Below are 14,379 nucleotides of genomic sequence, written 5' to 3'. Positions count from 1 at the left end.
TTTATTTTTTGACTAATCCTTTTATCATTTTAAATGGATTCACTGCTAATATCTTTGACAGTAAAAACACTGTGCTTGATAGGACAATTATTTTAATAAAAATTGATGCAAAGAAATTATCAATATCTATAAGATAAACAAATAAGAATATTGTCAGTACTCCTAAAATAAAACCTAAAACAGGTCTAATTCTCTCAATTTCTAATTTTGCATACCAAATTAATATTAAACATTCTGTCGTTAAGGCTAAACTAGAGACTAAAGCTGCAGAAATTAATCCAAACCTTGGCAGCAATTGAACGTTTAATACAATACTTATTACGGCTCCAATTATGCTGATTAACGAATTGACCTTAGTTTTACCTTTTGCGGTAACTACAGTACCGTATAGCATTTTTATTGATGAGCAGTAAACTCCTATTATAATCATTGGTACATAAAAATACGCACCATGAAATTTAACGCCTGACATTACCTGAAAAAATTCTTTTGAAAATATTGACAAACTTACCGCACCCAATAATAAAATATAAACAAAATTATTTCTTATTTTTTCAAAAATATTTAAAAAATTCTCACCGCCCCAACTTTTAAATATGAAAGGTTCAAATGCTTTATATGCCCCGTATGAAAAAACATTTAATATAAGCGCTAACGTTGCTGCCGTACTATAAATCCCTAAATCATTTAGATTTAAATATTTATCAATTAAAACACGATCTGAAATAGTCGTAACATAATAAGCTAGTGAACCAGGTACAAGTGGCAGTGAAAAAATTAAAACAGTTTTCAGCTGTTTTATATTAAAATTCCAAATAATATAATTGCGCGTAGTGTATAAAAACACAACTGCATAAACAGCATTTACAACTAAATTAGCATAGAGTACACCTAACGCGGAATAACCAAAACAAACTACTAAAACAATAGTTAAAACTAAAGAAATAAGTCCTCTAGATACATTTAAAACAGTCAAAAACATAGGTCTTTCTAATAACCTATACAATGCAGAAGGTAAGATAGAGAAGATCGCAAAAAAATTAGTTAATACACCTATAATAATATAAGGATAAAATGGAATATTGCTTTCATAAAAACCAAACAAATATTCCCCAAACAGTAAAAAGAATAGGACAATTAATATATTGAATCCAATAACAAAAGTAGAAAGATTACCTAATAATTTCTTCTGAGCAATTTCATTTTCACATCGGTAAAAAAAAACCAAATAATAAGTATTAGTGCACAAAAAAGAACACACTAACATAAAAGTTGTTAATGTATTTACGTAATTTACTACACCATAATCAGCAGGTGTTAAGTAAGATGTTAAAATAGGAAAAGAAATAAAACCCAATAGCCTTGGTATAATATCTCCCAAAGCGTATATAGTGGTATTTTTAACTAATTGTTTGCTTTCTTGCACCTTTAACGTAGGGTTATTTTTGATTACTAATTACATTTAGAAAACTCTCCACATCAAATTTTTTGAAAAAAACAGGATATTTATGAGTGCGATTTGTTTCTAATTTTAATTCCTTTTGTAATGAGAAATCATTTATATTTTCAAATAAGAAAATATTTGGAATATCAGTTGTATGCTCGAACTTTCTATAATCCATTTTTTTGTATATATGGATGTTTTTGTTATTTTGGATAAGTTCATATACAGCTGTAGAATAAACTGCAACGAAATTATTACAAATTCGCATCAAATCTAACATATTTGACTGATCTGCTATTAAATTAATATTAGTATAATTTTTAAATATATTTAGATATTTGTCAAATAATATATATTCCATTGGGTGCAATTTAAATAAAATTCTATTATCTGGATACTTTAGTGAAATATCGATAGCAAGAGTTTTTAGAATATGAGAATACTGAGGAGAAGAAATTATTACTATATTTTTATTACATACGCTTTTTTTTACTGTTTTTGATAATTCTTCGTTTCCTATTTCTATACATTTGGATGGTATATTTTTATTATCGGTCCACAATTTTGAGAAAGTTAGCAAGTATCTTGAAAATGAAATACTATTTAGATTTATGTTCTGTAATGAGGAATAGTTATACAACAGTGTAGACTTAACAATGTCACCGTGTTGAAATTCAAAAGTTGGAATATTTAAATCTTTTGCCGCGAGAAAAAGAGCTTTTTGTAAACCTCTTTGAACTATAAAAACTCTCTTTATCTTTTTAAATTTCAATATAAAATGATAGAAATTATAATCAAATAAGAAGTCCTCATATAATAACTTGTATTTCTTGCAATCAATTTTTTGATTAAAATAAGATTCAATATCATTTACTATTGTATTTAAATTTTTCTTTTCCTGGTCTGAAATTGCAGCTGTAAAAATTCCAAGTTTTCGAAATATAACTCTAACATCAAAAACTCTTCGTTCGTAATATTTATATTTTAGAGTAGGGGAATTTAGTTCATAATAAATATTTTTTCCAATAAGCGATGAAACTTGGTCGAAGTAACTATCAAATTGAAGTTCTTTGTCATCTTTTATTCTCGATTCTGACAAGAAAAAATCTTGATACTGTAATACGAAAAGCTTACAGAGGGATGATAAAAGCTTTACTGAAATTTTTATGCGTCCTTTTAATTTACTAAGTACAGATCTTTTCTCAAAAACATTAATTTTATCACCATAAAGTAGTTCTAAAAAAATATTATACCTTAAGATATCCCAAAATGGAAATCCTCTCTCTGTATTTAAATCAAATACTTTATACGTGTTTTCAAACTCGAAAAAATTTTCATAAAATTCAAGTTTAGAATTTTCTTCTTTATTTAAAAACATTATTAACTTCTTGCTTTAAGTTTATACTAGTCTATTTTTAAATCTTCTAACTTAATTTTAGCAAAATAAATTGATGATCCTTTTTTATCGCCATGAGATGAATAATAACTGATCATAAGCGTTTTGTCTTTAATTAGCATTCCTGGATAGGAGCAATCACCTCCACTTGGAAGTTCCACAAGCTTTTTAAACCTATTTGACTCTAAATCGTAAACCCCTAAGATTAATCTTTCACCCTCTCTTCCCGAAATTAACATTTTATTGTCTTTCACTAATAAAAAATTCGGGCCTCCAAAACTATCGATATTAATCTCCCCAAACCATTCCCAGGTCAACTCTGGATTTTTTGATCTTGCTAATTGTGCACTCCCGAATGTTCGTGCAAGCATAAAAAATTCTCCCTCACTACTTACACGAATCGTGGCTTCATTTGGAACATTAGGTCTTTGTCTAATAACATTTTTTTTCGTAAAAGACTCTCCATCCTCGCTAACGTACAAATTAAAAATCCCATTCAAATTATACCCAGCTGAATAAGCTTTACTATTAAACCATGTAATTCGCCATGGCCAAGCTTCATTTCCTTGAATTTTTGTAGTGGAGATTCCTGCACTATTTAGCGTGACACTTTTTAAATCTTGCCAGCTGCTATTAGAGTAATAGGATACATAATCAAACGAACTAATATTTTTATTATTCTCGTAAGTCGCTCCATGTATATATAACATTAATTTTTTATCATTAATGCTCAGCTTTGGATCTCTTAGATCAACTCCTAAAACATTAAACTCTTTAACTACTTTCCAATTTTTACCATCGGAACTCCTCAGTAATTTAATAATTCCATCTGCACCGAAGACATGTGAATCTGACTCTCTAAAAACTAAATAAAAATGATTTTCAAAGAATGTTAAATCTGTAAAAGCCTGATGTTTACCATTACCATTTGTTATCTTTTGAACTGGAATTGATTGTTTATCATCCTCATCTTGTGAAGTACAAGAAGTACAAAAAAGAAAGCCGAAAATCAGACTTACTAATATTCTTTTCATAATGTTAGTTTATATAGTCCCATTTTACTGCGTCACCCTTTTCCAGATCAGAAGTGACTTTTTTTCCCAATATTTTCTGATAATATTTTGGGTGCATTCCAAAACCTGGTCTAATAGATCTTACATTTTTCTCCGTAATTATTTCACCTGCCTTTATATCCTCCACAATGTATAATGATCTGGAAAAATCTTTACCCTTCTCTTGTTTCTCTGTCAACTTATAATCAACTACTCCAATCGCACTTTCTGCTTCGCGAACCGCCTTTACCATTTCCGTAAATTCTTGCTCATTCATTGAAAATGAAGCGTCTGGGCCACCAATAGAACGATCTAAAATAAAATGTTTTTCAATAATTTTTGCCCCAAAACAAGTGGCAACAACAGGAACAGTAGCTCCCAATGTATGATCAGACAATCCACTTATAACATTAAAACGTTCTGCCAAATCTTTAACCATACACATATTGGCTTCTTCAATTGGAGCTGGGTAACTAGAAGTACATTTCAATAAGGCAATATCATGATTACCCATTCTATGACAAGCATCTAAAGCCAATTCAATATCTTCAATTGTTGCTATTCCTGTAGATAAAATTACTGGCTTCCCTTTCGAAGCGACATATTCTATTAATGGAATATCGGTAATTTCAAAAGACGCTATTTTATAAGCTGGAACATTGAGTACTTCTAAGTAATCTACTGCTGTTTTATCAAAAGGCGAAGAAAAACAAACCAAGCCTTCTTCATCAGCAACTTCAAACAATTGCTTATGCCATTCCCAAGGAGTGTAAGCTTCTTGATATAATTTATGTAAATTGGCGCCTTCCCAGATAGTTCCTTTAATAATAAAGTCTTCTTTATCACACTCAATGGTCATAGTGTCTGCAGTGTAAGTTTGCAATTTAATACAATTTGCACCAGCTCTTTTCGCAGCTCTTATAGTCTCAATTGCAGTGTCGATACTACCGTTATGATTAGCTGATAATTCAGCAATTATAAAGACTTCTGAATTTTTATTGAATTTAAAATTTCCAATTTTCATAATAATTAATTTATTGATCTAACAATATTAAATGCTTCTACGTAGCTCATTCCCACAGCTATGCCCCAACGTTGTGCTTGAATTCTTAGTGCTTCCGGAGATCTAGGATGAGGAAAAGTTCTACTTTCAAATTCATAGCTTTCCATTCCTTTTATTTTCGCTTCTAAATTATCCGAACTCACTGCTATAAAAAAATTAGGCAAAAAATGACGAGGATCTGTGTTAGCACGCCATTCTGTTCCAGATGGTGTTTCAAATGTTATTATGGTTTTTACAGTTTCATGAGACATGGGTCTGCATGCAGTCATGACAGCCTCAAAAGTTCTTTGGTGATCAATATTTAAATCACCTCCATGGTGTGTAAAAATAATATCTGGTATAAAACTCTCTTTTTCCTTTTCAATTACTTTAACAATATCCAACAATGCAACAGAATCAAATCTATTGTCTGGAAAATCATATGCTTTTACAGAATGATATCCAATAGCTTTTCTAGCATTATCAATATTCATCTTATGAGTTAGTAATTGTTCCTCCCATTTAATCAAATCTCTTGAATCTGATCGTGAAGTTATCCCCTCGCCCAAAATAATAACATGAGTTTTAACATTGTATTCATTTACTAATTTATTCATTGTAGCACCTAATCCTAATAATTCGTCATCAGGGTGGGCAACTACAATTAATATTTTTTTATTTCTTAGAAATTCTAACATGGGCATCTATACTTTTTTGTTTATTATCTAATTCCGCATTAAAAAATTCAAATTTTAAAAATTCTGTTTCCAGAAAAGCATTAGGATAACCATCAGCATCTAACATTCGGATATAATCAAAGACATTTTCTAACGATTCTAAGAATTCTAAATTACTCTCTTCAGGTTTTCTCCTTTTAAATTCAACAGCTTCACCAACCTGTGGAATCGGAATGATATTATTTTTTATAATTTTTTCAATCATTACATATACTACCTCAGAAGATCTCTTAAAAATATCTTGTGCACTACCTATTAAACTCAACTCATCCTTTATATAAATATCACCTGTATCAATACCTTTTTGAACCTTTATAGCAGATATTTTAGTTGATTTATGGCCTCTTACAATTAGATTTTGTAGAGGACTACCTCCTCTACCATAAGGCAAATCAGTCATGTGAAAAACAATGCAATCAAAATTATCATAAATTTCACTAGGGATAATATATGACCAATGTGGTATGAATATCTTTGTAGGATTAATCAATTGTAAATTCTCATAATTAAAATCTTCTTTTTTAAAAATATGAATCCAATTTGCTTCAGAAAATTCTTTCTTTAGATTAAAAAATGCTTCTTCATGCCATTTCTTCTCAGATAAAACTATAAATCGGTTCATTTAATTTATTTTTTTTACAAAAGTAATAATATTAGAATCTGTCTCAAGACCTTCAAAACCTAATTTCTGAAAAATTCTTAAAGAAGATATATTTTCTTTTTTGACAACAGCTTTAAAAGCATCTCCCTGTCTGAAGTTTAGCATACCTAACTCAATTAGAATCTTTCCAAAACCTTTACCTCTATATTTTTCATCTATAGAATAATCAATAAACCAAAAATCATCTATAAAATCAAATCTAATTTGCCCAACTGAAGTTTTATTAAAACGCAATAAATAAATTTTGGATTGAGAATTCAATTTATGACTTAACCATCTTAAATGACTATCCAACAATATAGGTTCAACATTTAATGAGTTATGTCGTACCAACTTATCGTTTGCCCAATCAAATAATAATTGCGCATCATCAAATGTTGCCAAACATAATTCTATACTATCATTCTTTTTTTTAGAATGAATGATTACATCGCGATATTCGCCATCAAAAAAACAATGCTCTTTTAAAACTGCCTCTTTAGAGAAGCCTGCAGATTCTAAAGCTCTATATAAATGCGGTCTGAGATCAAAAGCATAAGTAAATATTTTATGAAACTTTAATTCTTCGAAAGCAACTTTCTGAATTAGTCTCAGATAATTTTTCCAATGAAATTGAAAAAAATCTTTTTCTAAACTGGTATTCATAACAAAAGAAATCTCCGCATTTTTATCAGTCCAGTTGATATGAACTAAACCACCATAGCCAATACAGACATCATTTTCTAAAAAAGAAAATAAAATTTGATTTGGTTCATTTTGTTCAAAAAGTTTTGCGACTACTGTAGCAAAATAATCATTTTGATCTTTTAAAGTAAGTAGCTCATTCTGTCTCAAATGATATATTTGTTCATTCCGCCACTTCATTATAAGCATCCGATCCTCAAACCTTAATGGCAAAATAGAGTAAATTCCATCAGCAAATCGCTGTCTATTTAATATTTTATATTCCTTCATGAATTTTAGATTTAAAAACATTCACAAGCCTAGTTAATTCTAATTTTTCTAAAATAGGAATAGCAAAATCAATTTCTTCTTCTAATGTTTTACAGCTATCTTTTTGAATATTAGACTGATTGCACTCAAACAAGAAAGGAAACCTATCAACAACATACTCAATCATTCTTAATCCTAAAGGAATTTTGGTGATCGAATACAATGAGAAAAGACTCGACACTACTAAATAATCAGAAGGATAATCAATAGTAACGCGAACATTATTATACTTGTCTTGCAATCCAATTTTGAATGATTCGCAAGTAAACTCGCTCGAATTTTTAATATACAAAGTCACATGTTCTTTATCTTGGCTCGTAAGATTTTTATTTTTTAAGGACAATAAAGCATTAGCATCAATAACTTCAAAATTCATACCTAAAGGCAATCCAACCGTATTTGTATATTCCTTTTTATTTTTAATATGAAAATCAATAGTTTCGTCCAATAAACTTACATCAACTACAGGATTATCAGCTGTCAATCGAACCACAACATCAATAAAATTCTGCTCAATAATAGAAATAAAACGACTTAACACATCATTTTCTGAACCTCTGAAATAGTTAACTTCATTAACAATTGCTATTTTTTCTAATACATCATTTTCTACATTTTCAGAAGTAGCTATATAAATACTCGCATCTCTTTTTGATGACTTTAAACTTATAATAATTTGGTCTAACAAGCAAAAATCACTACCTATTGGCATAGGTAACAAGATTTTGCCCGGTAACCGAGTAGATTGCATTCGAGCCTGAATAATAAAGGCTATTTTCTTATTTTGAAGTCCATCCACCATCGACTATAATATTTTGACCGGTTATATAATTGGAAGCATCAGAAGCTAAAAAAACAAAAGCACCTGCTAAATCTTCAGGTTTCCCAACTGTATTTAAACAAGTTTTGGACTCTAAAGCCTTTATAAAACCTGTTACTTTTTGAACATTATTAGAAGGAAACGGTCCAGGACTTACTGCATTTACTTTGATATTATATTTCCCTAAATAGGAAGCATAATATTTAGTCATGTGAATAACCCCAGCTTTTGCAGCCCCATAATGTGGGGGATTTAAAAACTCTGGGAAATCATTATAAACATCAAATTGAGGAGCTACAATACCGTACATCGAAGAAACATTAATTATTTTACCTCCATTAGATTCTTTAAAATAGGGGATAATGTTTCTAATACTTTTAAATACACTATTTAATGTTCCATCAATTCCGATTTCCCACTCATTATCTGTCATCAATTCAGGAGATTGTCCTTTACTATAAAATGCGTTATTAATGATTACATCGATCTTACCTTCTTTTTCAAAAATTTTTTTAAAAGCAAAAGAAATAGAATCCGAATCCGATATATCACAGTTAACAAAAAAAAGTTGAGAATGGAACTCATTATTCTCAAAGGCTACATCAAATTTTACTTCATTTCTCCCTAAAACATAAACGGTAGCTTTATGAAACAACAGACTTTCAGTAATAGCTTTACCTAAATATCCATAACCACCAGTAATCAAAATTATTTTTTTCTTTAAATCAAAAGTATAAACCATAACTATATTTTTGGCCAATACATAGGCATTAATAACTCGTCTGAAAAACGTTTTGAAATCGGTTTTAAATCTATTGCAAATGATAAACCTTTAATATTATCTTCCAATTGATTAGCATTTTCAATTCCTAAAATAACTTTATCAATAAAAGGTTGTTCTAAAACATATTTTAACAGAGAAGAGCTCAATTCATTTTTACTTATACTTTGAATATAATCTAATTCAGTAAATAATGGTTTGAAAAAATCAGAAAGATTATTTTTATTCATAAAAAATAATCCCTGCATAAAAGTGGAACGAGTATGTATTTCACAACCATTTTCTTTTAACTCTATCAAAATTTCTTTAAAACGAGAATCAAAATAATTAAAAGGAACTTGAATAATATCGGGAAAAATTTCAGCTTCTATCAGTTGATAATATTCTTTCGGATCGTTTAATGAAAACCCTACTTTATTTATTTTTTTTTCTATTTTAAGATCTTGGATTACTCTCCAATCATTTTTATTAGAAATCAACTCTAATGGACGGTGAGCTAAATAACCATACAATTCACTAATACCTAAACCTATAAGACTTTGCTCGAATTGATCTATAACAGAGATACCATATGAAGAAGGCATAAACTTTGTAACAATATCAAATTTTTCACCTCCATTTTTTCCAATAACGCTTTCAGAATTACCATAAGATGTAGCTGTATCTATGATAGTTATACCATTAGTGAAAGCTACTTTAAAAATTTTAGATACTTCTTCCTCAGAAGTTTGTCCCGTAGTATTTGAAATTCCGTAAGGCAAACCAAACTGAACCGAACCAATTCCTATTTTAGATAATTCCGTCATAGAATTCAAATACCGATGAAATAACAAATTCCTGTTCTTCGTTACTTAATGTCGGATACATCGGCAAACTGATACACTTCGAATAATAATTCTCTGCGTATTTTAAATCTGAATCATTATAACCGATACCTTTATAATAAGGCAATTGATGTACAGGGATATAATGAATTTGAGCATTTATATTATTTTTATGTAAATAATCATATAATCCTTTTCTGTCTTCTACTTCTATCACAAATAAATGATGTGCATTTAAACTATTATCGTTTAAGGCCTGAAATTTAATTTTACCATCAAAAGCATCTTTATATTGCTTTGCAATTTCATTTCTTCTTGCAACACCTTGCTCGTTTCTTGATAATTGTGAGATTCCCAAAGCAGCTTGAAAATCAGTAAGTCTGTAATTAAACCCTAAAGTTTGCATTTCGTAGAACCAACCACCATGATTCTCAGACATATTTTCTTTTGTTATTCCGTGCGAACGCAAAAGCAATAACTTTTGGTAAACATCTTCAGAATTAGTGGTTACCATTCCTCCTTCTCCACAAGCAATGTGTTTAACTGGATGAAATGAAAAAACAGCGGCATCTGCATATACACCATTTCCACAAAATTGCTTCTCCTTTTTAGAATCTAAAAACCAACCACCTGGTGCATGGCAAGCATCTTCTAATAGCCACAATCCATGTTCAATTGTTAATTCTCTAAAAGCTTCTAAATCTACTGGCAAGCCAGCAAAATCGACAGGAATAATTCCTTTAAAAAAACCTCTCGGTTTACTTTCAATAAGTTCCTTTGTTTTTTCAAGAGATAATAAATAAGTTTCTCTATCAATATCTGCAAACCAAACTTCTCCTCCAACAAATCGCACGCAATTTGCAGATGCAGCAAAAGTAATAGGAGTAGTAATTACTCTTTCACCTTCTTTTAAACCAAGTGCCATAACTCCAATATGAAGTCCTGCTGTGGCATTATTAACGGCTACTGCATATGTCGCACCTACATATTGAGCAAATTTTTCTTCAAACTCCTTAATTTTAGGCCCTTGAGTTAAAAAATCAGATTGCAACGTTTCTATTACAGCATTAATATCATCTTGAGTGATATCTTGTCGTCCGTAAGGAATAATTTTATTTACCATTACACTTCAAAATTAGCGTCCACATGTTCTTTAATTAAATCTCTCAAAGACTCGACTGATTCCCAATCATCATTGGTTCCCGAATTATAATTAAATCCTTGCTGTACTAATTTTGCGTTAAAATGATCTAAATAGTCGTTTAATTTAAAATTAGGAACAGAAGGCAAAATAGTATAATATTTACCTAAATCATAGGTGTAAAATGAATCAGAAGCAGTAATCATTTCTTCGTGAATTTTTTCACCTGGTCTAATTCCTACTACATCTAAAGAACAGTCAGGAGCTACAGCTTCAGCGACATCAGTAATTTTATATGACGGTATTTTTGGTATAAATATTTCTCCTCCCCAAGCATGTTCCATAGCATGCATAACCATATCTACGCCTCCTTGAAGCGAAATATTGAAACGGGTCATCGAAACATCAGTAATTGGTAATTTTCCTTCTTTCTTTTTATTTAAAAAGAAAGGAATTACAGAGCCATTAGAGCCCATAACATTCCCGTAACGTACAACTGAAAATTTTATAGGGTTAGATCCTTTAATATTATTAGCAGCAACAAATAATTTATCAGAAGTAAGTTTAGTTGCTCCATATAAATTAATTGGTGCACATGCCTTATCTGTTGATAACGCTACTACATTTTGCACGCTAGTCTGCATAGCTGCATGAATTACATTTTGCGCACCACCAATATTTGTCTTTATACATTCGTCGGGATTATATTCAGCTAAATGAACGTGCTTCATAGCGGCAGCATGAATTACATAATCTACTCCTTGAAAAGCTCTTATCAACCTCTGTTCGTCTCTAACATCTCCTAAGAGAAAACGGATTTGAGGGTATTTGCTAGTAGGGAATTCTTGAGCCATTTGAAATTGCTTCTGCTCATCTCTAGAAAGAACAATTAACTTCTTCACGGAAGGATAAGTTGCAAATATATGTGTTGTTAACGCTTTCCCTAAAGATCCAGTACCACCTGTAATGAGAATTATTTTGTTATTTAACATGTTTCTTATTTGTTAAAATTTAAATTGTTTGTTATCTCTATATCTAACTAAATCTTTATAAATTTTTAGATTTTTATTTAATTATGTTTAAATGAAATAAATCGGATGTCATTATAACTTAAGTTACTTGTCACTTGAAGTTAGCTTTAGTTAGATTTTTAAAAACAATTAAATATTTTAAAAATTAAAATATCAATAATTTTTTTTATTCATTTGATCAAAAAATTAGGCTAATGTAATGGTATCAAGTTTTTAAAATAATTTTAAATCACTTGCAACCATTTCTTTAACTAATCCTGCTAAATCATATTGTGGTTTCCATCCCAACTGAGTTTTAGATTTGGTAGGATCACCTATTAGCAAATCAACCTCTGTAGGTCGGTAATATTCTGGATCTACACGAACAACAACTTTACCAATTTCTAATTGATACAATGGATTATTACAAACTGCTATTTTAGCAATTTCACTTTCGTTTTCACCCTCAAAAATTAGTTCAACACCAATTTCAGCAAAAGCCATTGTTACGAAATCTCTAATATAAGTTGTTACACCAGTTGCAATTACATAATCTTCAGCTACATCTTGTTGTAAAATTCTCCACATGGCTTCAACATAATCTTTTGCATGACCCCAATCTCTTTGTGAATTTAAGTTTCCAAGATACAAACAGTCCTGTTTTCCTTTAGCAATAGCTGCAGTTGCCATCGTAATTTTACGAGTTACAAAAGTTTCGCCACGTCTTGGCGATTCATGGTTAAATAAAATACCATTACAAGCAAATATATTGTATGCTTCGCGGTAATTTTTTGTAATCCAATAGGCATATATTTTTGCAACTCCATAAGGAGAACGTGGATAAAATGAAGAGTTTTCATCATAGAACCCTTTTTCATTTTTATTTTCTGCTAAACCACCATATAACTCTGAAGTTGATGCTTGATAAATTCTAGTTTTCTTTTCTAAACCTAAAATTCTGACAGCCTCAAGTATTCTTAAGGTGCCTATTCCATCTACATTGGCAACATATTCAGGAGAATCAAAAGATACTTTTACGTGAGACATGGCTCCTAAATTATAAATTTCATCGGGCTGTACTTCCTGAATTATTCGTATAATATTAGTGGAATCAGTCAAGTCACCATAATGCAATTTGAAATTCACATGTACTTCATGTTGGTCTTGGTAAATATGATCAATACGTTGAGTATTAAAGGAGGAAGCACGCCGTTTAATCCCATGTACTTCATATCCTTTTTCTAATAATAATTCAGCCAAATAAGACCCATCTTGACCTGTGACTCCTGTTACTAATGCTACTTTCATTTAATGTTCTATTAATGCTTTTTAAATTAAGACTTTAAGGATGAAACTACTTAAATCAATGGATACAAGTTTACAATTTAAGTTCTTTATAATTCTCGATATTTTCTACAAACCAATTGTAAGTCCTTTGAATACCTCTCTCCAAGTTCACCTGATGTTTCCAGCCTAAATGGCTCATTTTCGAAACATCCATTAATTTTCTTGGTGTCCCATCTGGTTTAGTATTATCCCAAATAATTTTCCCTTGATGTCCGATGATTTTCTGAATTGTTTCTGCTAATTGCTTAATTGTCAAATCCTCCCCTGTACCGACATTATATAGATATTCAGGTAATTTATTTTCCAATGCAAAAACTACAGCTTCTGCCATATCATCCACAAACAGGAATTCTCTCATTGGCGTTCCACTTCCCCAAAGCTCAACGGTACTATTATTATTTACTTTTGCCTCATGAAACTTACGGATCATGGCAGGCAAAACATGTGATGAATTTAAATCAAAATTGTCATGTGTTCCATACAAATTTGTAGGCATTAAACTTACGTAATCTTTTCCAAACTGATTGCGTATCGCTTCACAGGCTTTTACTCCAGTAATTTTTGCAACAGCATACCACACATTGGTTGGTTCCAAAGAATCTGTTAGTAAATACTCTTCTTTCATAGGTTGAGGAGCAAATTTGGGATAGATACAAGAACTACCTAAAAAAATAAATTTATCAACATCAGCTTTCAATGCAGTATCAATCAAGTTATTTTGAATTTGCATGTTCTCCATCAGGAATTGAAATGGAAAATTATTATTCGCTAAAATCCCTCCTACTTTAGCGGCTGCATCAATAACAACCTGCGGCTTTTCATTGGCAAAAAAATCTCGAACTGCCTGTTGGTTTCTGAGATCTAATTCGCCGCTAGACGCCCCAACTAAATTTGTATAGCCTTTACTTTCTAATACTCTCCAAATAGAGCGCCCAACCATTCCCTTGTGACCTGCGATATAAATTTTTGATTCTGTTTTCATTAGTAATATAAATAATACTGTTTCTGCTTATTGTTGAATATGTAGCTTGAAGGAAAATAATTTTTAAGTTAATCTTAATTTATGAAATTTCCGAAAATGTATAACGATTTAATCGTAGAATATGCTAGCAATGCGACAAGATGATAATC

Annotated in this window: 14 protein-coding genes; all 14 read right to left on the bottom strand. The window is 30.4% G+C overall.

The genetic code is table 11. The features are described from left to right. Window position 1: 1 nt before the first annotated feature. The 14 genes from ACRASX_RS07460 to ACRASX_RS07395 all read right to left on the bottom strand — a co-directional run bounded on the left by ACRASX_RS07460 (window position 2) and on the right by ACRASX_RS07395 (window position 14,230). On the bottom strand, window positions 2-1,426 hold the full coding sequence (locus ACRASX_RS07460) for an oligosaccharide flippase family protein (RefSeq protein WP_432222937.1): 1,425 nt from the start codon (window positions 1,424-1,426) through the stop codon (window positions 2-4). A gap of 13 nt (window positions 1,427-1,439) precedes the next feature. After that, window positions 1,440-2,822: a hypothetical protein gene (locus tag ACRASX_RS07455; protein ID WP_432222936.1), complete on the bottom strand. Its 1,383-nt coding sequence runs from the start codon at window positions 2,820-2,822 to the stop codon at window positions 1,440-1,442. Window positions 2,823-2,848: 26 nt separating this feature from the next. Then, window positions 2,849-3,874: a sialidase family protein gene (locus ACRASX_RS07450; protein WP_432222935.1), complete on the bottom strand. Its 1,026-nt coding sequence runs from the start codon at window positions 3,872-3,874 to the stop codon at window positions 2,849-2,851. A 4-nt stretch (window positions 3,875-3,878) separates the two neighbouring features. After that, window positions 3,879-4,916 carry a pseudaminic acid synthase gene (gene pseI, locus ACRASX_RS07445; protein WP_432222934.1) on the bottom strand — a complete coding sequence of 346 codons (1,038 nt, stop codon included), beginning with the start codon at window positions 4,914-4,916 and terminating at the stop codon, window positions 3,879-3,881. A gap of 5 nt (window positions 4,917-4,921) precedes the next feature. Next, window positions 4,922-5,632, bottom strand: coding sequence for a PIG-L deacetylase family protein (locus ACRASX_RS07440; protein ID WP_432222933.1), 711 nt, complete (start codon window positions 5,630-5,632; stop codon window positions 4,922-4,924). After that, the gene (locus ACRASX_RS07435; RefSeq protein WP_432222932.1) at window positions 5,610-6,293 is read right to left on the bottom strand and encodes a formyltransferase family protein; all 684 of its coding nucleotides are present in this window, start codon (window positions 6,291-6,293) and stop codon (window positions 5,610-5,612) included. Before ACRASX_RS07435 ends, ACRASX_RS07440 begins: the two co-directional genes overlap by 23 nt. Then, a complete protein-coding gene (locus ACRASX_RS07430; protein WP_432222931.1) occupies window positions 6,294-7,286 on the bottom strand; it encodes a GNAT family N-acetyltransferase in 993 nt (330 codons plus the stop codon). Then, the gene (locus ACRASX_RS07425) at window positions 7,273-8,127 is read right to left on the bottom strand and encodes a cytidylyltransferase domain-containing protein (protein ID WP_432222930.1); all 855 of its coding nucleotides are present in this window, start codon (window positions 8,125-8,127) and stop codon (window positions 7,273-7,275) included. The genes ACRASX_RS07430 and ACRASX_RS07425 overlap by 14 nt, the downstream gene beginning before the upstream one ends. Then, window positions 8,105-8,887: an SDR family oxidoreductase gene (locus ACRASX_RS07420; RefSeq protein WP_432222929.1), complete on the bottom strand. Its 783-nt coding sequence runs from the start codon at window positions 8,885-8,887 to the stop codon at window positions 8,105-8,107. Before ACRASX_RS07420 ends, ACRASX_RS07425 begins: the two co-directional genes overlap by 23 nt. 2 nt (window positions 8,888-8,889) lie before the next feature. Continuing rightward, complete coding sequence (locus ACRASX_RS07415) at window positions 8,890-9,732, bottom strand: aldo/keto reductase (RefSeq protein WP_432222928.1); 843 nt, start codon at window positions 9,730-9,732, stop codon at window positions 8,890-8,892. Continuing rightward, window positions 9,716-10,873: a UDP-4-amino-4,6-dideoxy-N-acetyl-beta-L-altrosamine transaminase gene (gene pseC / locus ACRASX_RS07410; RefSeq protein WP_432222927.1), complete on the bottom strand. Its 1,158-nt coding sequence runs from the start codon at window positions 10,871-10,873 to the stop codon at window positions 9,716-9,718. Before pseC ends, ACRASX_RS07415 begins: the two co-directional genes overlap by 17 nt. After that, window positions 10,873-11,883: a UDP-N-acetylglucosamine 4,6-dehydratase (inverting) gene (gene pseB, locus ACRASX_RS07405; RefSeq protein WP_432222926.1), complete on the bottom strand. Its 1,011-nt coding sequence runs from the start codon at window positions 11,881-11,883 to the stop codon at window positions 10,873-10,875. Before pseB ends, pseC begins: the two co-directional genes overlap by 1 nt. Before the next feature lie 252 nt (window positions 11,884-12,135). After that, window positions 12,136-13,209: a GDP-mannose 4,6-dehydratase gene (gmd, locus tag ACRASX_RS07400; protein WP_432222925.1), complete on the bottom strand. Its 1,074-nt coding sequence runs from the start codon at window positions 13,207-13,209 to the stop codon at window positions 12,136-12,138. A 70-nt stretch (window positions 13,210-13,279) separates the two neighbouring features. Further along, on the bottom strand, window positions 13,280-14,230 hold the full coding sequence (locus tag ACRASX_RS07395; protein ID WP_432222924.1) for a GDP-L-fucose synthase family protein: 951 nt from the start codon (window positions 14,228-14,230) through the stop codon (window positions 13,280-13,282). Between the last annotated feature and the right edge of the window lie 149 nt (window positions 14,231-14,379).

The sequence above is a fragment of the Flavobacterium sp. TMP13 genome, from assembly GCF_050847115.1.
Classification (GTDB): Bacteria; Bacteroidota; Bacteroidia; order Flavobacteriales; family Flavobacteriaceae; genus Flavobacterium.
This window is presented reverse-complemented; position numbering and strand designations above follow the sequence as displayed.